Below are 21,608 nucleotides of genomic sequence, written 5' to 3'. Positions count from 1 at the left end.
CATGAGAATCCGGACGATGGGTCGCGTGGAGCGGCCATCGGCCGGATTCTCATGAGGAAGGAAGGGCGGCTCCCGCGTCCGCGTGCTCCGGCAGGCCGACCGGCCGCGGCTGGCTCGGGTGCGGGGCGTCGCCGAGGCGCGCCTGCTCGACCCACATCGCCCGCTCCAGCTCCTCGCGGACCTCGCGGTACGCGGGGTCGTGCGCGACGTTCCGCAGTTCCTCCGGGTCCCGCTCGAGGTCGTACAGCTCCCACTCCGGCGGGTACGTGAAGGGCCCGGTGCCCGGCAGGCCGAGCCCGTCGTTGTAGTAGTAGATGAGCTTGTGCCGGTGCGTCCGGTAGCCGTAGTGGGCGGGCGCGTGATGGAACGTGTCGTCGTGCTCCCAGTAGCGGTAGTACATGCCCTCGGCGGGCGCCGACGCCGGCGAGCCGAGCAGGTCGCCCCAGAACGAACGACCCTGCATGCGCTCGTGCGGGGTGACGCCCGCGGCATCCAGCACCGTCTGCGCGAAGTCGACGTTCGTGACGATGCCGTCGAAGACGCGACCGCCCTCGAGCGCGCGCGGGTAGCTCACGACGAGCGGCATCCGCAGCGACTCCTCGTACATGAAGCGCTTGTCGAACCATCCGTGCTCGCCGAGGAAGAACCCCTGGTCGGAGGCGTACATCAGCAGCGTGTCCTCGAACTCGCCGCGCTCGCGCAGCCGGTCGATGACCCGGCCCACGTTGTCGTCGACGGATGCCACGCAGGCGAGGTAGTCCTCCATGAACCGCTGGTACTTCCAGAGCGCGAGTTCCTCGTAGTCCAGCCCGTCCGGCGGGGAGGACTTCAGGTCCTCCTCGTTGAGGTTCTCGGCGAGGCGCATGAGCGCGCGCCGGGTGGACGACGAGCGCGTGTCGTAGTCGTCCCAGAACGTGGACGGCACGGGCACCGCGCCGCGGAACCGCTCGAGATCCTCGGGCTTCGGCTCCCACGGGCGGTGCGGTGCCTTGTGGTAGATCAGCACGCACCACGGGTCGTCGCCCTCGAGCGAGTCGAGCCACTCGAACGCGAGGTCGGTGATGCGGTCGGTCGCGTAGCCCTCGACGATGCGCTCACCGTCGGCCGAGAGGAACAGCGGGTCCCAATACTCCCCCTGGCCGTCGTGGCCGATGAGGATGTCCCAGTAGTCGAAGCCCTGCGGCGTCGAACCCTCGTGCTCGCCCATGTGCCACTTGCCGACCATCGCGGTGCGGTAGCCGGCGGCCTTCAGCTGCGAGACGAAGGTGGGCTGGCTCGCGTCGATCGGCGTGACGAGGGTCGAGACGCCGTTTACGTGGCTGTACGTGCCCGTGAGGATCGACGCCCGGCTCGGCGAGCACAGCGCGTTGGTCGCGAAGCAGTGGTCGAAGCGCCATCCGTCCGCGGCGATCTCGTCGATGCGCGGGGTCGCGTTCAGCACCGACCCGTAGGCACCGATCGCCTGCGACCCGTGGTCGTCGGTCAGGATCATGACGACGTTCGGTCGCCGGGGCGTCATCAGGCGGTCCTCCGCTCGGGTCGGCCGCCGTCGGCGGCCCGCGCGTCGGCGGGTGCGACGGGCGTGACGGATGCCGCGGCCTCGCGCTCGGCCGCCTGGTACGTCGTCTCGTCGAGCCCGCTCTGCGTCGGGTCGTAGTCGACCTCGCCGACGTCGTACATCGTGGTCATCCAGTGGTAGAAGTTGTCGCCGCGATCGCGGAGCAACCCGTAGAGGCGCTGCATCATCGTGTTCCGGATCGGGCGCATCTCGGGGTGCTCGTACACGTTGAGCAGCTCGTCGGGGTCGCGCTCGAGGTCGTACAGCTCGTTGACCGAGTCGGGGTTCACCACGAGCTTGTACCGGTCGTTCCGGAGCATCCGCTGCGGGTACGGGAAGTGGTGGCCGTGGAACTCGCACACGATGTCGTCGGCCCATTCCGGGTGCTCGCCCGCGGCGAGCGGCACGAGGCTCCGGGAGTCGACCGCGGGCGCCGGGTCGATGCCGGCGAGCTCGAGGATCGTGGCCGTGCAGTCGAGCAGGCTCACGAACTCGGTGCGCACCTGGCCGGCGGGGCCGCCGGGGATGCGGAGCAGGCCGGGCGTGCGGTAGATGTCCTCGTACATCGCCGGGCCCTTGTCGTGGAGCCGGTGCGCGCCCGTGAACTCGCCGTGGTCGCACGTGAAGAACACGGCCGTGTCGTCGACGAGCCCGAGTCGCTCGAGCGCCGCCATGACCCGCCCGATCTGCTCGTCGATCAGGGCGACGTAGCCCCAGTAGACCGCGATGAGCTTGCGCGTCACCTCGATCGGCATGGTGTCGAAGGTCCAGTGCGCGCTGTAGTTGCGCTGCACCGGCGGCTTGCCCTCGAACGTCTCGGCGATCGACTTGGGCAGCTCGATGTCGGCCGGGTCGAACCGGTCGAAGTACTCGTTCGGCACGATGTAGGGCAGGTGCGGCCCGAAGAAGTTCAGCTCGAGGAAGAACGGGGTGCCGTCGCGGTCGGCGTCGGCGGCGTACCGCTCGAGCAGTTCGATCGTGCGCGTCGCGAGGTAGTACTCGAACGTCGCCTCCACCGGCTGGTGGAGCCGGGCAGCCAGCAGGTTGCCCGGCCCACCGTTCGGCAGGGTGCCGCGGATGCGGTCGCTGATCGCGTACGGCGGCAGGTCGTGCTCCGCCAGGTAGCCGAGGTAGTCCTCGTTCTCCACGGGGTTGTGCCATCCGGGAAGGTCGGGGCCGTCGAAGCCGAAGTCGGCGGCGTCCTTCTCGGTGCCGGCGTGCCACTTGCCGACGAGTCCCGTGTTGTAGCCCTTGCCGCGCAGCGCCTCCACGAAGGTGAAGCTGCCCTCGGCGAGGTCCTCCAGGTAGCCCACGTTGCGCTCGTGGTTGGCGAGCACGCGGTGGCGGAAGGGGGCCTGGCCGGTCAGCAGGCTCGCACGAGCCGGCGTGCAGATCGCGGTCGGCGTGTACCAGCGGTCGAAGCGCGTGCCCGTGCGGGCCAGCTCGTCGAGCACCGGCGTCGCCGCCATCGCGTTGCCGTACGCCCCGAGCGTGTCCGCCCGGTGCTGGTCGGTCATGAGGAAGAGGATGTTGCGCGGCTTCATGGCTGGATTACTCGCCCGCCTGCAGGAACAGGTCGCCGGTGTAGAAGGACGACGGCTCCGCGACCTCGGTCAGCTTGCCCGCGGCGACGAAGTAGTCCTGCATGCCGCTCAACCACGAGTCGACGGTGCCGTCCTCGGTCAGGGTGTCGAGCTCCTCGAGCGAGAGCACCTTGTTGTTCGCGGCGTCGGCCGCGACGGCATCGGCGTCGAGGGCGTTGTACGCGGCGGTCAGCTCGACCGCCTCGTCGGGGTTCTCGTAGCGGAACGTGATCGCGTCGCGCAGGGCCTTCAGCACGCGGTCGACCTTCTCGGGCTCGTTCTCGACGACGTCGTTGCCGGCCACGAACGCGGTGGGGAAGGCGACGGTCTCCTCGAAGTCCGAGTTCTGCGCGATCTCGACGAGGTCGGGCACCTGCTCCTTCACGGTCGCGAGGGCCGGGTACCAGAATCCGGCGCCCTCGACCTGGCCGGAGGCCAGCGCGGAGACGATCGCCGACGGTTCCATGGGCACGAGCTCGACGTCGTCCTTCGTCATCCCGGCCCCCTCGAGGGCGAGGGTCAGGATCATGTCGCCCGAGGTGCCCTCGGGGACCGCGACGGTCTTGCCGCGCAGGTCCTCCATCGAGTCGTTGCCCGGCTGGCCGACGACGCGGTCGGACTGGCCGAGGGTGTTCATCGCGATGATCTGCGCCTCGCCGCTCGCGGGCAGCCAGAACGCGCCCGGCCCGATGTAGCCGAAGTCGAGGTCGCCCGTGCCGAGCGCCTGGATCTGCAGCGGGCCGTTGGTGAAGGACGGGGTCTCGACGTCGAGGCCGTACTTCGCCCAGTAGCCCTGGTCCTCGGCGATGGCCAGCAGGCTGGTGCCGTTGAAGTCGGGGATGTACCCGAAGTTCACCTTCAGGACGTCGTCGTACTCGCTGTCGGCCGCGGCCGAGTCGCCTGATCCGCCATCGGCGGCGCATCCGGTGGCGAGGAGGGCGACGGCGGCGCCGACGGCCGCGACGCCGAGGAGCTTCCTGGAAAATCGCATGGCTGTGCTTCCCTTCGTGGGGTGTTGGGGGTGATTTCGGTGCTGGATGGGTGGGGGCAGGCGCCGCGTCAGTGCGACGCGGTTCCGGCGGCGACGCCGGGTTCCTGGTGGTACACCGCGTGCCAGACGCGGTTGCGCAGCTCCCCGAACTCGGGGCTGAGGCGCACGTCCTCCGTGCGGGGGTACGGGAGGTCGACGTCGATGACGTCGTAGATCCGGCCGGGCCGGGCGGCCATGACGACCACCCGGTTGGCGAGGAACACGGCCTCGTCGACGTCGTGCGTGATGAACATGACCGTCCGCTTCTCGCGGCTCCACGTGTCGAGCAGTTGCTCCTGCAGCTTCACGCGCGTGAGGGCGTCGAGGGCGCCGAACGGTTCGTCCATCAGCAGGATCGAGGGGTTGACGGCGTAGGCGCGGGCGATGGCGCACCGCTGCTTCATGCCGCCGGAGAGCATCTTGGGCAGGGCGTCGGCGAACTGCTGGAGTCCGACCATCTCGATGAAGTGCTCTGCACGTTCGCGGCGCTGCGCCCTCGGCACGCCGTTCACCTTGAGACCGAACTCCACGTTCTTGCGGACCGACAGCCAGGGGAACAGCGCGTACTGCTGGAAGATGACGCCGCGCTCCGGGCCGGGGCCCGAGACGGGGCGGCCGTCGACGAGCGCCTCGCCCGAGGTGGGCGTCTCGAGGCCGGCGAGCACGTTCATGAGCGTCGACTTGCCGCAGCCCGATGGCCCGACGACGGTGACGAACTCGTTGTCGGCGATGTCGATCGAGACGCGGTCGAGGGCGACGAACTCCTCGCCCTTCAGCGGGAAGGTCTTCCTGACCTCGCGGACGGAGATCTTCGCGGCGGTGGTCGTCGCGGGGTTCGTGGTGGTCATCGGCGTTCCTGCCATCCGGTCAGCTTGGTTTCGGCGAAGAGGAGCAGGCGGTCCATGACGAGGCCGAGGATGCCGATCAGGACGATGCCCACGAAGATGGTCGCCAGGTCGTAGTAGATCTGCGCCTCCTGCATCCGTCGCCCGAGGCCGGCCTGGGCGGCCAGCAGCTCGGCGGCCACGAGCGTGGCCCACGCGGAGCCGAGGCCGACGCGCATGCCGACGAGGATGAACGGGGTGGATGCCGGGACCACGACCCGCGCGAAGATCGTGCCGTCCTTCGCACCGAGCACGCGCGCCGCGTTGATGAGGGTCCGGTCGACGCTCACGACGCCCTGGTAGGTCGAGATGACGCACGCGAGGAACGCGGCGAGGAAGATGACGACGATCTTCGGGATCTCGCCGATGCCGAGGAGCACGAGCACGAGCGGCAGCAGGGCGAGCGGCGGGATGGTGCGGAAGAACTGGATCCACGGCTCGAAGAGGCCGCGGGCGACGGTGTACCAGCCCATGAGGAAGCCCACCGGGATCGCGGCCGCCGAGCCGAGCAGGAAGCCCGCGAGGACCCGGCCGAGGCTCGCGAGGATGTCCTCCTGGAGGATGCCGGCGTTCCAGAGTTGGACCGCCTTCTCCACCACCTCGGGCGGGGTCGGGAGCTGGAAGCCGTTCAGGGCGAGCAGCCACCAGATGGCGATGCCGCCGATGATCGAGACCGCGTTGAGGATGAGGAGCTTGGCGCGCGTGCCGAGACGACGACGAGCGGTCCGCGCCGGCTTCTGCGGATGGGGGCCATCCGCCGGAAGGTTCTCGTGGACGGCCGTCGAGGTCATCGTGAACGGCTGGATGTCGGCGCGCGAGGGGGCCTCGGACATGCGGACCTCGGTCATGACCGTCCCCCGGCTCGGGGGCGGTTGGGTTGGGCGTTCACAGTGCGCTCCTTTGCTGCTGTGGTGCGTTCTCGACGGATGACGCGGGGTCGGGGTAGCCGGCGAGGAGTGGGGACTGGTGGAAGATCGCCGCGATCGCGCCGAGGGCGCCGTCGCTGTCGCGGAGTTGGGCGGCCCGCACGATGTGCGGTTGGTCGGAGGGGATCGAGTAGAGCTCGTACCGCAGCGTCGCGGCGGCCTGCTCGACGAGCACGGGCGCGACGCGCACGATCTCGCCGCCGATCACGACCTCGCGTGGGTTGAGCGTCATGGCCGCGGCGCCGAGCACACGACCGACGGCGGAGCCGACCTCGCGGAGGACCGCGTCGACGGCCGGGTCGCCCTTGGCGACGGCGGCGGCGAGGTCGGCGAGCGTCTCGACGTCGGCGCCGGCCTCACCGCACGCGCGGAGGATGGCCGGGACGGAGGCGATGGTCTCGAGGCATCCGCGCTTGCCGCAGCGGCAGGCGGCCCCTGAGGGATTCGCGGTCACGTGGCCGAGTTCGCCGGCGAAGCCGCGCGACCCGGTGACGAGCCGGCCCGACACGACGAGTCCGCCGCCGACGCCGTCGGAGAGGCGGAGGTAGATGAGGTTGTCGACCGCGTCGGGGCGACTGATCGCCTCGGCGAGCGCGGCGAGCCTGGTGTTGTTGTCGACGACCACGGGGGCGCCGAACCGCTCGGCGAAGGCGAGGTCGACCCCATCGGGCGCGAGCTGGTTCTTCCAGCTGACGGCCGGCATGCCGGCGCGGGCACCGGTGTACGGGCCGGGGACGCCGATGCCGATCGACTGCAGTGCGCCGTAGTGCACGCCGGTGTCGCGGCTCAGGCGGTCGATGAGGTCGAAGGCGATGTCGAGTCGCTCGACCCAGGGCGGGTCGTCGTCGTAGCGCTCGACGCCCTGCGCGATGATCTCGTGCGACGCGTCGGCGACGGCGACGTGCACCCGGCGGTGGCCGAAGTCGACGCCGAGGAACTGGCCCGAGCCGGGGTCGAGGGCGAGCCGCTCGGCGGGTCGGCCGCTGCCGGCGCGGGTCGCGGCATCCGTGTCGGCGACGATGATCGCGCCCCGGTGCAGGAGGTTCGCGGTGATCTCGGAGAGGGTCGTGCGGCTGAGGCCGACGCGCTTGGCGAGCTCGCCGCGGCTGAGCGCGCCGTGAGCCCGCAGGGCTGCGAGCACCCGCTCCTCGTGGGTCCGCCTCACGAGGGCGTGGACTCCGGTCGTCGTCGACATGCCAGCAAGATTCCCAGCGCCGAATTTTTCCGTCAACAGCCCGACAGAAAAACTTCTCGGATCTGTCAGAGCGCCGTCAGAAACGGACGATCGGCTCCCGGACGTTCTTTCCGACGGTCCGTTGACGGAAAAATCCCGCCTCCGTAGCGTCCCTCAGCACGGGCCGGCCCTACGACCCGAGGGCCGTCGCCCACGACGCGCCCACGTCTCAACGAGGGAGATTCGATGATGAACAACTCCGGGATCGGAGCCCGCCTAGGACGTCGTGCGTTCTTGGCCGGGGTCACCGGCGCCGTTGCGGCCGCGGCGCTGCCGACCGCCTCCGCACACGCCAACCCTGCCGTGAACGCCTCCGGCAGCGCCTTCCCGCCGAACTGGCCGGACCCCGAGCCCTACGGCATCGCCGACACTCGTGCGGATCTCTGGCCGCGCGGCGACAACTCGTTCATCCTGCCGCTCGAACACCGGCCCCGGGATCCGGAGGACCGCCATGTGTGGATGCGCGACACCTACGTCAACTGCTTCGTGGTCGACGGGCAACCCCTGTACGTCGCCACCGGCACCACGCGCGTCCCCGAACTCGACCGTGCGGCACCGTGGAACGACGGCATCTTCGTCTGGACGGCGCCGTCGCTTCGCGGACCGTGGCGACTGGCCGACACGACCGCCGTTCGGCCGGGCGCCGAGCGCGGCAAGGTGTGGTCGCCCGAGTTCGTCGACGAGAACCGCCCAGGGCGCACGGTCGTCGCCCCGTGGCAGGAGTACTGGTACGACGCACGGTTCGGCAAGCGGGGCCAGGTCTGGGCGCCGGAGCTCCACTACTTCAAGGACACCTGGTACATCGTCGCGTGCATGGGCGATCACTCGCAGAAGGTCGGCTCGTTCATGCTCGTGAGCGAGGGCGGCATCGAAGGCCCGTACCGCGTGGTCGAGGGCAACCTCGAGAAGCCGTTCGGCGACCCCTTCGTCGGCGGGCCGGCGTTCATCGCGCCCGGCGCGTACCACCACATCGACGGCAGCATGTACACCGAGGGCGACGATGCGTGGCTCGTGCTGCACAACGACGAGTATGCGAAGTTCCGCGATGACATGGAGGACATCGTGCCCTCGTCCGGCCTGCCGGAGTTCCAGCAGACGCCCTACTCACCCGAGCCGTACCTCGAGGGCGCCTACGTGTTCAAATACGGCGGGAAGTACTACCTCATGCACGCCGCATGGGACCGCACGTCCGTCGCTGCCGACGGCAGCGTCCGCTACGCGTACGACCCGCCCGCGCCGGGTCGAACCCAGTACCAGTACGACGCCGTCGTCGCCGTGGCGGACTCGTTCGAGGGTCCGTACTCGCCGCGCTGGAACGCTGGCGTCGGTGCCGGGCACAACAACCTCTTCACGGACCACGGCGGCAAGCCCTGGGCCACGTTCTTCCGCAATCCCAATGCCGGCTACTGGTCGGACCCCTCGCGCATCGATGACGCAGCCGTGCCCGGCGTCGTGCGGATGGAGTGGACGGGCCCGGAAGGGAACCGGCTCTACGTGCAGCGGCGCCCCGGTCACTCCTGACGCCACCGACTGCGGTGCCGGGGGCGGGGATGGCCTCGCTCCCCCGCCCCCTGCACCGCACCCACCCTCGTCGACCGGGGACGCCGCTGTGCATCGTCCAGATATCTGACTAGAGTCAGAGATATGGACGACATCGCCAGGGTGCGGCGTTTCAACCGCACCGTCACGGAGCGGATCGGCGCGCTCGACGACGGGTACCTCTCTCGCGGCCGACCGCTCGGCCAGTCCCGGCTCCTGTGGGAGATCGGGGCGTCGAACGGTGCGGGGGCCGAGCTCCGCGCACTGCGCGAACGGCTCGAGCTCGACTCGGGCTACCTCAGCCGGCAGCTGCGCGCGCTCGAGGCCGACGGGCTGGTCGACGTGGCGGCCTCCCCCGACGATTCGCGCGTGCGCGTGGCCCGCCTCACGCACGACGGGGTGACGGAGCGCGCCGAGCTCGACCGGTCGTCGGACGCCCTCGTCGGCGGCATCCTCGGCCCGCTCACCGATCGACAACGCGAGCGCCTGCTCGCCGCGATGGACGAGGTCGAGCGACTCATGACGGCCTCGGCCGTCGAGGTCCGCGTCGTCGACCCGGCCGATGCCGCGGCGCGGGCGAGCGTCGCCGCCTACTTCACCGAGCTCGCGAGCCGGTTCGACCTCGGCTTCGACCCTGCCCGCACTCGGCCGACGCCCGACGATGAGTTCCGCGAGCCGCACGGCACGTTCCTCGTCGCGTTCCTGCACGGCGAACCGGTCGGCTGCGTCGGCCTCAAGCTGCACGGCGACGAGCCCGCCGAGATCAAGCGGCTCTGGGTCGCGGCGAGCACGCGCGGGATGGGCGTCGGCGCGCGGCTGCTCCGCGAGGTCGAGGCGGCCGCGCTGCGGCTCGGCGCGAGGGTCGTCCGGCTCGACACGAACCGCACGCTCACCGAGGCGATCGCGATGTACCGCTCGCACGGCTACGACGAGATCCCCGACTTCAACGGCGAGCCGTACGCCGACTTCTGGTTCGAGAAGCGGCTCGCGTAGCCTCGGCGGCCCGCCTCGCCTTCGTGCATGAGAATCCGGGCGAGACGCGCGGTGGAGCATCCATCTGCCGGATTCTCATGCGGCACGCTCGCGCGGCCTCGCGGTGGCGGCCCGATCACGAGAGGATCGCGGCATGGGCGCGGAGACCGTGCAGCACCTGGCCGAGGCGATCGAGCGGATGCCGCTGGTCGACCACCATGCGCACGGCATGCTGCCCGACCCGACCGAGGCCGACCTGCTGGGCGCACTCACGCAGGCCGAGCGCCCCGCATCATCGGCCGACGTGTTCGACAGCGGGCAGGGGTTCGCATTGCGGCGCCACTGCGCGCCGATCCTCGGGCTGCCGCCGTTCGCGAGCCCCGCCGACTACCTCGCCGCACGTCGCGACCTCGGCGCCGACGAGGTCGCCCGACGCCTCCTCCGGGCAGCCGGCATCACCGCGTACCTCGTCGACGACGGGCACCGCCCCGACCTCCTGATGGCCGACGAGCGGATGGCGGAGCTCGCGGCGGCACCGATCCATCGCGTCGCACGGCTCGAGACGATCGCCGAGGCGGTCCTCGCAGAGAGCGCGTCGGGCGGCGAGTTCGTCGAGCGGCTCGGGCCCGCCCTCGAGCGCGCGGAGGTCGAGGCGGTCGGCTTCAAGACCGTGGCCGCGCACCGCTGCGGGCTCGAACTCGACCCGACACGGCCGACGGACGTCGACGTGCGCTCGGCCGCCGACGCGTGGTTCGCCGAGACGCACGCGCACCCGACCTCCGTCAGCCCCGCGGCATCCGTCGAGGGGACCGCGCACGCCGGCCCCGCAGCATCCGCTCGCCCTCGCCTCACCGACCCGGCGATCATCCGCCACCTCATCTGGTGGGCGCTCGAGCGCGGTGCGGTCCTGCAGGTCCACTCCGGGTTCGGCGACGCCGACCTCGTGCTCGCGCGCGCGAACCCCGCCGGCATGCAGGCGCTCGTCGCGGCGACGGCGCGCACCGGCGGGCGCATCGCGTTCCTGCACTGCTACCCGTACGTGCGCGAGGCGGGCTGGCTCGCCCACGTGTTTCCGCACGTGTTCCTCGACGTGGGGCTCGCGGTCGGCGTCCTCGGGGCGAACGCCCTCGCGCTCGTGCGCGAGGCGCTCGACCTCGCGCCGTTCTCGCGCGTGCTGTTCTCGACCGACGCGTGGGGCGTGCCCGAGCGTGTGCTGCTCGGTGCACGGCTGTGGCGAGATGCCTCGGTGCGCGTGCTCGGCGAGTACGTCGCGGAGCACGACTGGCCGGTCGACGAGGCGATCCGCGTCGCGGAGGGGATCGCGTGGCGCAACGCCGAGGCGCTCTACGGGAGGCGTTTCATCGGCAGCTGACCGGCGCCGCGAACCTCACGACCCGTCGCCGCCGCCTCCGCCGTCGAACCCGCCCCCGTCGAACCCGCCGTCGAATCCGCCGAACCCGTCGGGTCCGGCACCCGCCGCGTCGCCGTAGATCAGGCCGCCCCCGGCCCGGCCGTCGCCGAAGTAGCCGAAGTCGGTCTTCATCCGGTACTGATCGATGAGGGGGACGCCGAACCGCCCGTCGTCCCGGCCGCCGAGCGTGATCGGCTGGGCGAGGGCGGCGCTCAGCGCCGCCAGGCCCGACGACAGCCGGTCGGGCGTCCCGGGGACCGGGGACGCGTACCATCCGACCTCGGTCCCTGGCCGCGCCAGCGAAGCGGCGGCCCGCTCGACGACCTCGTCCTGGCCGAACAGCACGGCCCAGGGCAGCTCCGTCGCGGCCACGGCCGGGTCGCGGAGATCCGCGGCGGCGAGCCGTTCACGACGGAGGTTCGCCCGGTTCCGCAACTCGAGACCGTCGGCGTTGAGCGGGATCCAGCGGGGCAGCACGGCCCGGAGGGCGAGTGCGGCCGCTCCGATCCCGAGCGCGGTCCACGCGAGCGAGTCGTCCGCGCCGTGACCGACGAACTGCCCGACGAATCCGAGCACCACGCCGGTGATCCCGGCCACCGTCGCCACTCGGAACCGGGTGGCCGGTCGCCGCTCCCGATACCGCTCGGCGGCCTCCTCGAAGCGGCGACGCGTCGCCCGCTGGAGATCGCCGTTGCGGACGACGACGCGGTCGACCGGCACGGTCGCGCCGTGCGCGATGACATACGTGGTCCCGGTGGCCCCCGGACCGAAGACCCCGAGCACCAGGTCGCCCGAGTCGCGGTCGACCGGGTGGGCGACCGAGACCGGCAGGTCGCCCGCGTAGACGAGGCGGATGCTCCGGGCCGCGTCCTCCGGATCGCCGCGGTCGTCGGCTCCCCGGCGGTCCTCGATGGTGATCGTGCCGGCGATGGCGAGTTCGACGACCTTGGCCGGAAGCCATCGGTTCGACGCCGAGCCCGAGACGAACCCGACGGGGAGCAGCCCGACCGAGTCCACGTCGACGAGCGACGCGTCGGGTTCGCCACGCGGCTTCTGGAGCCAGGCGACGACGAGCGATCCCACCGCACTCGCCGCGACGACCGAGGCGGCGAGCGCGACGAGCGGCAGGACGGCGGTGCCCAGTCCGCCTGCGGTGGATGCAGCAGCGAGTTCCATGAGATCTCCCGCCTCGGCGCGAGCATTCGTGCCACTCAGCCGCAAGCTACTCCTCCGCCGAAGCGAAGCGTCATCCCCCCGAACGGGTCACGCCGCCGGGTCCGTGCTCGCGCGCGCCGGGATCAGCAGCGCCGCGAGCACGCCGAGCCCCGCCAGCACGACGAGCACCGCGAACGCCCCGCCGTAGTCCACGACCTCGGGGCCGGCGCCGCCGATGGCGAGCGCCGCCGCCACGCCCGCGGCGCCGAGCGCGCCGCCGATCTGGCGCGCGACGACGTTGACCGCCGTCGTCACGCCGACCTCGTCGTCGGGCACCTGGTCGACGAGCACGTTGACCATCCCCGCCGAGGCGACGGCGATGCCCGCACCGAGCAGCACGGTTCCGACGAGCAGCGCCGCGAAGTCGCGCGTCGCGGCGAAGATCACGACCCCGCCGGCAGCCGCGGTCACGGCGCCCAGCAGCACCGGCGCGCGGGTGCCGATCCGGCGGCGAAGCACCCCGGACAGCGGCCCGACCGCGAGCATCGCGAGCGAGGCCGGGAGGAGCAGCAGCGCGGCATCCGTCACCGTGCGCCCGAGCCCGCGCCCCGTCTCGGCGGGCGCCTCCGCGAAAGCCGGCAGGAGCACGAAGCTCCCGAGCAGGGTCGCACCGAGCAGCATCGCGGTCAGGTGCGTCGACCAGACACCCCGACGCCGGAGCGTGCGCGGATCGACGAGCGGATCGGGGCTGCGGTGCTCGCGCACGAGCCAGGCCGCGATGAGGCCGGCGCCGAGCGCGAGGCATCCGGCCACGGCGAGCGCAGGCAGCGGCCACTGCGGCGCCTCGGTGAGGGCGACGAGCAGGGCCGCGAGCCCGAGCGAGAGTCGCAGCGCCGACCGCACGTCGAGGTGCACGTCGGGGTGCGTCGGGATGTGCGGGAGCGACACCGCGATGAGCAGTTCGGCTGCGGCGAGGAACGCGAGCGGCACCCACGAGAGCGCCCGAACGCCGACGTGGTCGACGAGCAGCCCGGCGATGACGACGCCGAAGCCCGTGCCGGTCGCGAAGGTCGCGGTGACGAGGCCGACCGCGGCGGCGCGGCGGCGCTCGGGCACGACGTGGGGCACGCACGCGATCGCGAGCGGGAACGTCCCGCCGGCGAGACCCTGCACGGCGCGGCCGGCGATCAGCCAGCCCAGGTCGGGGGCGAGCGCGGCCATCGAGAGGCCGATCGCGACGACGGGCAGCAGCATCAGCAGCATCCGTCGAGCCCCGAACGCGTCGCCGAGCCGGCCGATCACCGGCGTCGAGGCGACCGCGACGATGAGCGTCGCGGTGAGCGCCCAGCTGGACTCGGCGACGCTCGTGCCGTACGACTCTGCCGTGAGTGCGAGCGTCGGCGCGCTCATCGCCTGCGGCAGCACGGCGCCGAACGTCGCGAACACGAGGCCGGCGACGGCGGCACCGCCGCGCACGCCGACCCGGGTCGGCGCGGGAGGCGTGGGCGGGTTCACGCGTTCCACGGTACTTCGGTGTCGGATGCAGCCTGCCGGATGCAGCCTGCCGGACGCCGTCGATCGGCCCGACGCGGCGAACGGGCCCGGCGGGGCGAACCGCGGATGACGCGAGCCGCCACCCGGAGTGCGGCACCGCCGCACAGGGCCGGAGGTCCCACCGGCGCATCCGACCTGCCCCTAGGCTGTGCGCGACCGTCCATGGATCAGGGGGATGAGCCGATGGCCGAGCAGGTCACTGTCGACAACTTCGTGCGGGCCGAGACGAACCGCATGTTCGCGGCGCTCGCGGCCCAGGCCGGCGGTACCGGGAGGTGGGTCCACAACCGCGTGCCGACGCCGATCGACAACCAGCCCGTGATCCGGCAGAACCGCGACACGCTCTACAGCATGGCAGTCGTCGACGTGTCGGACGGGGTCACGCTGACGCTGCCCGACGCCGGCGACCGCTACCTGTCGGTCATGGTGGTGAACCAGGACCACTACATCCCGCTGATCTTCCGCGACCCCGGCGAGCACCGCATCGCCGCCGACGACGTCGGCACGCAGTGGACCGTGCTCGTGCCCCGCGTGCTCGTCGACCCCGCCGACGACGCCGACATCGCCGCCGTCAACGCTCTGCAGGACGGGTTCGTGCTCGATGCCCCGACCGGCGACGCGTTCCCCATGCCGGAGTACGACGACGCCTCGTTCACCGCGACACGCAACGCGCTGCTCGAACTCGCGCGCGGCGTCAGCGGATTCACCAATGCGTTCGGCCGGAGCGGCGAGGTCGACCCCGTGCATCACCTGCTGGGGACGGCCGCCGGATGGGGCGGGCTGCCGGCGTCCGAGGCGTTCTACCTCAACGTCGAGCCGAAGCTTCCGGTCGGTGCGTACGCGCTCACGGTCCGCGACGTGCCCGTCGACGCGTTCTGGTCGATCACGGTCTACAACCCGGCGGGCTACATGGAGGCCACCGACGGGCTCATCAGCGTGAACAGCGTCATCGCGACCCCCAACGACGACGGCAGCGTCACCGTGAACTTCGGCGGCCCCGACGACGGGCGGCCGAACCGGATCGGCATCATGGACGGCTGGAACTACATCGTGCGCATGTACCGGCCGCACCCGGAGGTCGTCGACGGGAGCTGGGCCTTCCCGTCGGCCGAGCCCGCGTAGGGTACGCCGGTCGTCGCGCGCGTCAACCCCGGCGCAGCCGGGTCGCGATCGGCGTACCCTCATCCCCGATCGCACCCGAACGAACGTCGAAGGGAGGGATCATGACCCTCGCACGAGACCTGATGACCCCCGACCCCGCGTACGTGACGGAGAGCCAGTCGGTCGCGCACGCGGCGCGGATCCTGCGGGACCTGGACATCGGCTCGCTGCCGGTGTGCGGCGACGAGGAGTTGCTGCGCGGGGTCCTCACCGAGCACGAGATCGTCACGACGTGCGTCGCGGACGGCGCCGACCCGAACGTGACCCGAGTCGGGGAGCTCGCCTGCGGCACGCCCGCGACCATCGGCGTGGATCGCGACATCCGTGAGGCGATCGGGATGATGCAGCAGCGCCGCATCCGGACCCTGCACGTCGTCGACGGACGTCGCCTGGTCGGGGTCATCACGCTGGCGGACGTCGCACGTCGCCAGGCGGATGACGGCTCCGCCGAGGACGTCGCGCACGGTCCTGCGTCCTGATCCGGTGTTCGCCCGCAGCGTCCGCTGCGGCTCGGCGCGCACCCGGAGGCGCGTCCAGCGCCGTCGATCCCGGCGCGATGCGCTCAGTCGTCGACGATCACGTACAGCTTGCGGACCGTCTCGTGCACGTCCCAGACCCCTCGCCATCCGCTCGGCATCACGAGGGTGTCGCCCGCCGACAGGGTGACCGGCGCCGCACCGTCGACCTCGATGGTCACGCGGCCGGCGAGGAGCTGGCAGACCTCGGTGTAGCCGTCGCGCACGGCGGTGAAGCGGCCGGGCGTGCATTCCCAGTAGCCGACGTCGAGGCCGGAGGCCGCCCAGATCGACGCGCTCGCCTCGAGCACGACCCGGGTCAGCGCGGTCGGCTTGGGCGCGGGCGCACCGAGGTCGAGATCGAGTGGTCGGGTCGCGGCGATCGTCGGCACAGGCGCGGGCGAGCCGGATGCCGCGGCATCCGCTCGGTCCTTCGATTCAGGAGTCACGGACACGGGTTCCTCTCTCAGGCGTGGCAGTTCGTGCATGAGAATCCGCCCGATGCGGCCGCACAGCGGCCCCATGTCCGAATTCTCATGCGCGAACGATTCGGGGTGGGGACGAACTCTCAGCGCCCGGCGACGAGGTCGGCGACCTTCGCGATCGGCGACGTCGTGGCGCGGCCGCGCAGCTCGGCGCGGTCGGCGGCGTGGTAGGCGGTGTAGATGGCCTGGACGGCCAGCCACCGGAGCGGCTCGACCTCCCAGCGCTTCGCGCGGTGGTTCACCCACGGCAGGCGGGTGAGCTCGGTGTCGCGGCCGAGCACGAGGTCGCGGAGGGTGCGCCCCGCGAGGTTCGTCGCGGTGACGCCCGTGCCGACGTAGCCGCCGGCCCAGCCGAGTCCGGTCGCCTGGTCTTGGCCGACGGTCGCGGCCCAGTCGCGCGGCACGCCGAGCACGCCCGCCCAGGCGTGCTCGATCGCGGCATCCGTCGTCATCGGGAAGTACCGGTGCAGCAGCGCGGTGAGGCTCTCGATGGTGCGCGGCTGGGTGGCGCCGTCGACGTCGACGCGCGAGCCGTAGCGGTAGGGCACGCCGCGACCGCCGAACGCGATGCGGTCGTCGGCGGTGCGCTGGGCGTACATGTAGACGTGCGCGAAGTCGCCGAGGGTCTCGCGGCCGTTCCAGCCGATCTCGTCCCAGGCGGATGCTGCGAGCGGCTCGGTCACGATCATCGACGAGTTCATGGGCAGCCACGTGCGGTGTTCGCCGGCGAGGTTCGGCGTGAATCCCTCGGTGGCGCGCAGGACATGCGCCGCGCGCACGGTGCCGTGCTCGGTGCGCGCCTCGCCGGGCACGATCTCGGTCACGCGCGTGGCCTCGAAGATGGTCACGCCGAGGCGCTCGACGGCCGCGGCGAGCCCGAGCGCGAGCTTCGCGGGGTGCACGCGGGCGCAGTGCGGATGCCACAGCCCGCCGAGCACGCCCGACACGTTGACCCGGGCCGCGGTGTCGCGGGCGTCGAGCTCCTCGACGTCCGTCGACGGCCACTCGCGCTCGGCCGCGGCGGCGGCGCGCAGGCGCGCGAGCTGGGCCGGGGCGGTCGCGACCTCGAGCTCACCGCCCTTGTGGATGCCGGCGTCGATGCCCTCGGCGGCCGCGACGCGGATGACCTCGTCGACGGTCTCGTTGAGCGCGCGCTGCTGCGCGATCGCGGCATCGCGCCCGTGGCTCTCCGCGTACTGCTCGCGGCCGCCCGTGACCGAGTTGGTGAGCCATCCGCCGTTGCGGCCCGACGCGCCGAACCCGGCGAAGCGCTGCTCGAGCACCGCGATGCGGAGGTCGGGCTGGTCGCGCTTGAGGTAGTACGCGGTCCAGAGTCCGGTGTAGCCGCCGCCGACGATCGCGACGTCGACGTCGAGGTCGCCCGCGAGCGGCGGGCGCTCGGCGGGCACGCCGACCTGCTGCATCCAGAACGAGACTCCGCCGTTCGAGACCCCGTTCACGACCTCGCTGCTCGCGGCCACGTGCCCTCCATCTTTTTCAAACACTGTTTGACAACGCCTGCAGCGACGTTAGTGTGGTGCCCGTCGGGATGTCAACGAGCGGATGTCGCGGCATCCGCCCCGCGCTCCTGCCGGCGTCGGACCGAGACCCGGCACGCGCACGTGCGCCGCGCACCCCGCGGCATCCGCCCAGGCCGAAGGGAGCCGCCGTTGCCGGCCGAAGTCGACACCGCTGAACGCCTCGCCGAGATCGCGCGGGCGACCGTCGCCGTCGCGCAGGAACGCGGCACGCACGCCGTCACCCTGCGCGCGGTCGCAGAACGGCTCGGGCGTTCGACCGCGTTCATCACGCACTTCGTGCCGAGCCGCGCCGAGCTCATGGCGAACGCGCTCGAACTCGCCCGTGGCCGCTGGGACGACGAACGTCGCGACGAACTCGGCGGCCTGCTCGGCGTCGAGCGGCTCGCCGCCCTCACGCGCTGGATGTGCACCTCCTCCCCCGAGGAGTCGGTGTTCCGCAGCCTCTGGATCGAGGTCATCGCCGACGTGCGCGCCGGCCACGACCGCGCGTACCACCTGCTGCGGTCGGTGACGGATGCCACGTACGCCTCGTTCCTCGAGAGCGCCCGTGCCGCCGATCGCGCCGAGGCCGCGCGCATCGCCGACATCCTCTACCTCTACTGCCGCGGCTACGAGGTGAAGTCCGTCGAGGACCCGGAGGGCTGGCCCGACGAGCGGGTGCAGCACTCGCTCGAGCTGCTGCTGCGCGTGCTCGTCTTCGATCGGGCGGATGCTGCGGCATCCGCCTGACGCGCGGTTCACGCTGCGCCGGGGCCGCGGCGGCGCGCCGCTCCGCGCGAGTCCCGCGCAACGGCGGCGCTGGTCGCCATTCGACGGGACTCGCGGGCGGCGGGGCTCCGGCGACGGGACTCGCGGGGCCCCGGCCATGGTGGGCGCGAGCGACCCGATCGTCAACCCCCGTGCCGCGGCGGGAATCGCCGCGTAGCCTGCCCGGACGATCGCGACCGACGATCGTGGGACCGACGATCGTGGAAGGGACGAAGACATGACCGTGGCACGCGACATCATGAGCCCGGACCCGACCTGCGTGAACGAGGACCAGAACCTCGTCGAAGCCGCTCGGATCATGCGCGACCTCGACGTGGGGTCGATGCCGATCTGCGGCAACGACTCGAAGCTGATGGGCATGCTCACGGACCGCGACATCGTCGTGAAGTGCCTCGCCGAAGGCGCGGATCCCGGCAGCATGACCGCGGGAACCCTCGCCGAGGGCAAGCCCGTGACGATCGGCGCCGATGACGACATACGCGAAGCGCCGCGGATGATGCAGCACCACCAGATCCGCCGGCTGCCCGTCATCGACGGGCACGACCTGGTCGGCATCATCGCGCAGGCCGACATCGCCCGCACGCTGCCCGACCTCACGACCGGGCGCACGGTCGAGGAGATCTCGGTGCCGTGAACTCGCCCGGACCCGAACCAAGGAGGCGCGACATGAGCGATTCGACCGACCCCGACGGCACGCCGCGCGGGCACGTCGTCCGCGCGGCCCGTGGTCGATGTCGACGGCGCCCGGCGCGGCGGCTCCGGCGCGCAGGGCGCTCCTCCGTGGCGTCCGGCGGCGGGTGGGACCAGCCGTGCTCTGCTTGGCGCAGCCCCGAAGGGAAGGCCGCCTGAAACCCGGTGCTCCCGCTCTTGTCTCACGGCTCGGCCGGACGCGGAGCACACACTACTCGCGCGCGGGCGGGCACCGCACGGGGCGAAGGTCCCGGAGCTCCCTCAGTCCACGCCGAGCGCTCGGCGCGCGTGCCGGTACTTCTCGGCGAGGCGCTGCTGCTTGGCGAACTCGAGCCGGCGCAGCCGCCACGGCGCGGTGTTGTCGTCGATGTCGGCGAGCTTGACGCGAAGCGCGACCGGATGCCGCCGGATGCGCGCGTAGTACTCGTCGGGCGAGACCTCGGGCCGGCGGGTCAGGAGCTCGACGACGCCCACGATCTCGAGCAGCACCCCCGCCTCGAACAGTTCGCGCGAGGTGAGCGGCGTGTCCTCGAGCACGTCGTGCAGCCAGGCGGCCGCCGCCGCGATCGGGTCGGTCACGGGGTCGAATCGCTCGGCGATGCGGCCCGGATGGTCGATGTACGGCGTACCGCTCTTGTCGAGCTGCCCGCGGTGCGCGGCGAACGCGATGCCCTTCGCGAGCGCGACCTGCGCCACCGCGTCGAGCGTGGAGAGCGGTGCGGTCCGTCGGGCCGCGGCCGGCGCGGGTGCCGGTTCGGGTTCCGGAGCCCGGAGCGGCCCGGGATCCGCCTCCGCGGATTCGATGGACTCGACTGGCTCCGCGGATTCGACGGACTCGGACACGTACCGCGGTGCCGGCGCGATCGGAGGGATCGGCGGAGCCTCGATCGGGTCGAACACCCCCACGACGGATGCCTCGGCGGAGTCGCTCGACTCCGGATCCGGTGGAGCGCCCGGAGCAACCGGCTCGAAGGTCGACCGACGCGGCCCCGGCTCCTGCGGTTCGGAGGTCTCGTCCGCGGGAGCGGTCGACTCGTCCGCCCAGGCGAGCGCCGAATCGGCCGCGCCGTCGTCGGTCACGTCATCCGCCCTCGCATCGGGTGCGGCGCTCGACTCGTCGCCCTCGGCCGCCGGCACCGGGTCGTCGACCGGTGCCTCCTCGTCGCTCGGCGCGGGCACGAGGGCCGCGTCGTCGTCGTTCGGCTCGTCGGCCGTCGACGCGTCATCCGCCGTCGCGTCGTCGGTCGCGCCATCCGTCGTCGCCTCATCCGCCGTCGACGCCGCCACCGCCTCGGCCGCGGCCACCGGCACGATCGCCATCGGACGCGTCGCCTCGAGCGATGCCTGCTTCGCCGCGGCGACCTCGGCGATCGGGTCGCGACCGTCGAGCGGCCGGACGAAGATGAGCGCGCCCTCGAGTTCGCGCAACTCGTGCTCGCCGATCTCGAGCATCGAGCGCGAGCCGGACTTGCGGCGCTGCTCGAACGAGAGCTCGTCGACCTCGATGAAGTGCGAGCCGTCGCGCGAGCTGAAATACCGGCGGCTCGAGCCGTCGGTGATCGCGACGATGACGGCCTCGTAGTCGCCGCTCGGCTGCAGCGAGCTCAGGAAGTACCGGCGCCGGTCGGGGTCCTGGTGGTCGGCGGGATCGAACGTGATGGCCGCGGCTCGGCGACGCGGCCGACGCCCCGGATGCGCGCTCGCGCGCATGGCCCAGCGATCGCGCTCGACCGCGGCGCCCTCGTCGGCGGCCCGGTCCGCGCGCGATCGGCGGCCGCCGGCCCGAGCGTCGTCGGCGTCGTCCCGGGGCTCGCCGAAGTCGGGCATGGGCTCGTCATCGGCGGGGGCTCTCAACGGGATGCTCCGAGGGGATCGGGGGCGTCGTCTCGGCGGAACTGCTGGGCGTCGCGGGGTCGGGATTCGGTGGCGGTCGGGTGGCGCGGGCTCGCGCGTACGCCGATCGTACGGCTTCGACCGATTCTCCGCTGCCCCCTTGCGCGCGGTTCGGCGAACTCGTGCGCGCACCGCAGCGGGGCGGACGCCGCAGCATCCGCCCCGCCTGCCCGCCGGCCCGCCCGGCGAAGCTCGCCGGCCGCGCCGCGTCAGCTCCCGCTGGAGGTGACCTCGGGCGTCACGACGTCGTCCGCCGCGGAGCGCACCTCGACCTTGCGCGGCTTGGCGCGCTCGGAGACCGGGATGATGACGCTCAGTACGCCGTTGTCGTAGTGGGCGCTGATGCCGGTGGTGTCGATGCCCTCGCCGAGGGTGAGCTGACGCAGGAACGATCCGCTCGGCCGCTCGTGCACGAGCCACCGGACGTTCTCGTCGTTGCGCAGCGTGCGCTCGGCGCGGATGGTCATCAGCTGGCCGTCGACGTCGATGTCGATCGAGCCGGGGTCGACCCCGGGCAGGTCGGCGGACAGGACGTAGTGGTCGCCGTCGCGGTGCAGGTCGATCGGCATCATGCGCGGCCCTCGGCTCGAGTCGATCATGCTCGCCGCGAGACGGTCGAGGTCGCGGAACGGGTCCCAGCTCATTGCCATGAGCGTCTCCTCTCAAGAGATCCAGAGTTGAGTCACCTTGGCTCAACTTGATCCGAGAT

At 72.0% G+C, this 21,608-nt stretch carries 19 protein-coding genes; 7 read left to right on the top strand and 12 right to left on the bottom strand.

The window, feature by feature from the left end; genetic code table 11:
* Window positions 1-49: 49 nt before the first annotated feature.
* The 6 genes from ABME02_RS08695 to ABME02_RS08670 form a co-directional block, all read right to left on the bottom strand.
* A complete protein-coding gene (locus tag ABME02_RS08695) occupies window positions 50-1,519 on the bottom strand; it encodes a sulfatase family protein (RefSeq protein ID WP_353814886.1) in 1,470 nt (489 codons plus the stop codon).
* On the bottom strand, window positions 1,519-3,102 hold the full coding sequence (locus tag ABME02_RS08690) for a sulfatase family protein (RefSeq protein ID WP_353814885.1): 1,584 nt from the start codon (window positions 3,100-3,102) through the stop codon (window positions 1,519-1,521). The genes ABME02_RS08695 and ABME02_RS08690 overlap by 1 nt, the downstream gene beginning before the upstream one ends.
* A 7-nt stretch (window positions 3,103-3,109) precedes the next feature.
* On the bottom strand, window positions 3,110-4,132 hold the full coding sequence (locus ABME02_RS08685) for an aliphatic sulfonate ABC transporter substrate-binding protein (RefSeq protein WP_353814884.1): 1,023 nt from the start codon (window positions 4,130-4,132) through the stop codon (window positions 3,110-3,112).
* A 68-nt stretch (window positions 4,133-4,200) separates the two neighbouring features.
* Window positions 4,201-5,019 (bottom strand): ABC transporter ATP-binding protein, encoded by an 819-nt coding sequence (locus ABME02_RS08680; RefSeq protein WP_353814883.1) that lies wholly within the window; start codon window positions 5,017-5,019, stop codon window positions 4,201-4,203.
* Window positions 5,016-5,888, bottom strand: coding sequence for an ABC transporter permease (locus tag ABME02_RS08675; protein WP_353814882.1), 873 nt, complete (start codon window positions 5,886-5,888; stop codon window positions 5,016-5,018). The genes ABME02_RS08680 and ABME02_RS08675 overlap by 4 nt, the downstream gene beginning before the upstream one ends.
* 52 nt (window positions 5,889-5,940) lie before the next feature.
* Window positions 5,941-7,176, bottom strand: a complete 1,236-nt coding sequence (locus tag ABME02_RS08670; RefSeq protein ID WP_353814881.1) for an ROK family transcriptional regulator — start codon at window positions 7,174-7,176, stop codon at window positions 5,941-5,943.
* 273 nt (window positions 7,177-7,449) lie between these two features.
* On the opposite strand from ABME02_RS08670, the gene ABME02_RS08665 reads away from it, so the two are divergent.
* The 3 genes from ABME02_RS08665 to ABME02_RS08655 all read left to right on the top strand — a co-directional run bounded on the left by ABME02_RS08665 (window position 7,450) and on the right by ABME02_RS08655 (window position 11,098).
* On the top strand, window positions 7,450-8,736 hold the full coding sequence (locus ABME02_RS08665) for a family 43 glycosylhydrolase (protein ID WP_353814880.1): 1,287 nt from the start codon (window positions 7,450-7,452) through the stop codon (window positions 8,734-8,736).
* Between the two features lie 123 nt (window positions 8,737-8,859).
* Window positions 8,860-9,747 carry a bifunctional helix-turn-helix transcriptional regulator/GNAT family N-acetyltransferase gene (locus ABME02_RS08660; protein ID WP_353814879.1) on the top strand — a complete coding sequence of 296 codons (888 nt, stop codon included), beginning with the start codon at window positions 8,860-8,862 and terminating at the stop codon, window positions 9,745-9,747.
* A 133-nt stretch (window positions 9,748-9,880) separates the two neighbouring features.
* Complete coding sequence (locus tag ABME02_RS08655) at window positions 9,881-11,098, top strand: amidohydrolase family protein (RefSeq protein ID WP_353814878.1); 1,218 nt, start codon at window positions 9,881-9,883, stop codon at window positions 11,096-11,098.
* Between the two features lie 15 nt (window positions 11,099-11,113).
* On the opposite strand, the gene ABME02_RS08650 is transcribed toward ABME02_RS08655, so the two are convergent.
* On the bottom strand, window positions 11,114-12,313 hold the full coding sequence (locus ABME02_RS08650) for a hypothetical protein (protein ID WP_353814877.1): 1,200 nt from the start codon (window positions 12,311-12,313) through the stop codon (window positions 11,114-11,116).
* Window positions 12,314-12,400: 87 nt separating this feature from the next.
* Window positions 12,401-13,807: an MFS transporter gene (locus tag ABME02_RS08645; protein ID WP_353814876.1), complete on the bottom strand. Its 1,407-nt coding sequence runs from the start codon at window positions 13,805-13,807 to the stop codon at window positions 12,401-12,403.
* A 222-nt stretch (window positions 13,808-14,029) separates the two neighbouring features.
* On the opposite strand from ABME02_RS08645, the gene ABME02_RS08640 reads away from it, so the two are divergent.
* Both ABME02_RS08640 and ABME02_RS08635 read left to right on the top strand, forming a co-directional pair.
* Window positions 14,030-14,968, top strand: a complete 939-nt coding sequence (locus ABME02_RS08640; RefSeq protein ID WP_353814874.1) for a DUF1254 domain-containing protein — start codon at window positions 14,030-14,032, stop codon at window positions 14,966-14,968.
* A gap of 101 nt (window positions 14,969-15,069) precedes the next feature.
* The gene (locus ABME02_RS08635) at window positions 15,070-15,486 is read left to right on the top strand and encodes a CBS domain-containing protein (RefSeq protein WP_353814873.1); all 417 of its coding nucleotides are present in this window, start codon (window positions 15,070-15,072) and stop codon (window positions 15,484-15,486) included.
* 83 nt (window positions 15,487-15,569) lie between these two features.
* Here the strand turns inward: ABME02_RS08635 and ABME02_RS08630 are convergent, their stop codons facing one another.
* Together ABME02_RS08630 and ABME02_RS08625 are read right to left on the bottom strand one after the other, a co-directional pair.
* A complete protein-coding gene (locus ABME02_RS08630) occupies window positions 15,570-15,971 on the bottom strand; it encodes a cupin domain-containing protein (RefSeq protein WP_353814871.1) in 402 nt (133 codons plus the stop codon).
* Window positions 15,972-16,090: 119 nt separating this feature from the next.
* Window positions 16,091-17,431: an NAD(P)/FAD-dependent oxidoreductase gene (locus tag ABME02_RS08625; protein WP_353814977.1), complete on the bottom strand. Its 1,341-nt coding sequence runs from the start codon at window positions 17,429-17,431 to the stop codon at window positions 16,091-16,093.
* A gap of 246 nt (window positions 17,432-17,677) precedes the next feature.
* Between ABME02_RS08625 and ABME02_RS08620 the strand changes: the two genes are divergently transcribed.
* Both ABME02_RS08620 and ABME02_RS08615 read left to right on the top strand, forming a co-directional pair.
* A complete protein-coding gene (locus ABME02_RS08620; RefSeq protein WP_353814870.1) occupies window positions 17,678-18,277 on the top strand; it encodes a TetR family transcriptional regulator in 600 nt (199 codons plus the stop codon).
* Window positions 18,278-18,533: 256 nt separating this feature from the next.
* On the top strand, window positions 18,534-18,950 hold the full coding sequence (locus ABME02_RS08615; protein WP_353814869.1) for a CBS domain-containing protein: 417 nt from the start codon (window positions 18,534-18,536) through the stop codon (window positions 18,948-18,950).
* A 317-nt stretch (window positions 18,951-19,267) separates the two neighbouring features.
* On the opposite strand, the gene ABME02_RS08610 is transcribed toward ABME02_RS08615, so the two are convergent.
* Both ABME02_RS08610 and ABME02_RS08605 read right to left on the bottom strand, forming a co-directional pair.
* A complete protein-coding gene (locus ABME02_RS08610) occupies window positions 19,268-20,860 on the bottom strand; it encodes a prolipoprotein diacylglyceryl transferase (RefSeq protein ID WP_353814868.1) in 1,593 nt (530 codons plus the stop codon).
* Between the two features lie 248 nt (window positions 20,861-21,108).
* Window positions 21,109-21,549, bottom strand: a complete 441-nt coding sequence (locus tag ABME02_RS08605; protein ID WP_155053148.1) for an Hsp20/alpha crystallin family protein — start codon at window positions 21,547-21,549, stop codon at window positions 21,109-21,111.
* Between the last annotated feature and the right edge of the window lie 59 nt (window positions 21,550-21,608).

It is taken from the genome of Agromyces zhanjiangensis (genome assembly GCF_040496055.1).
In the GTDB taxonomy this organism is placed as follows: Bacteria; Actinomycetota; Actinomycetes; order Actinomycetales; family Microbacteriaceae; genus Agromyces; species Agromyces zhanjiangensis.
This window is presented reverse-complemented; position numbering and strand designations above follow the sequence as displayed.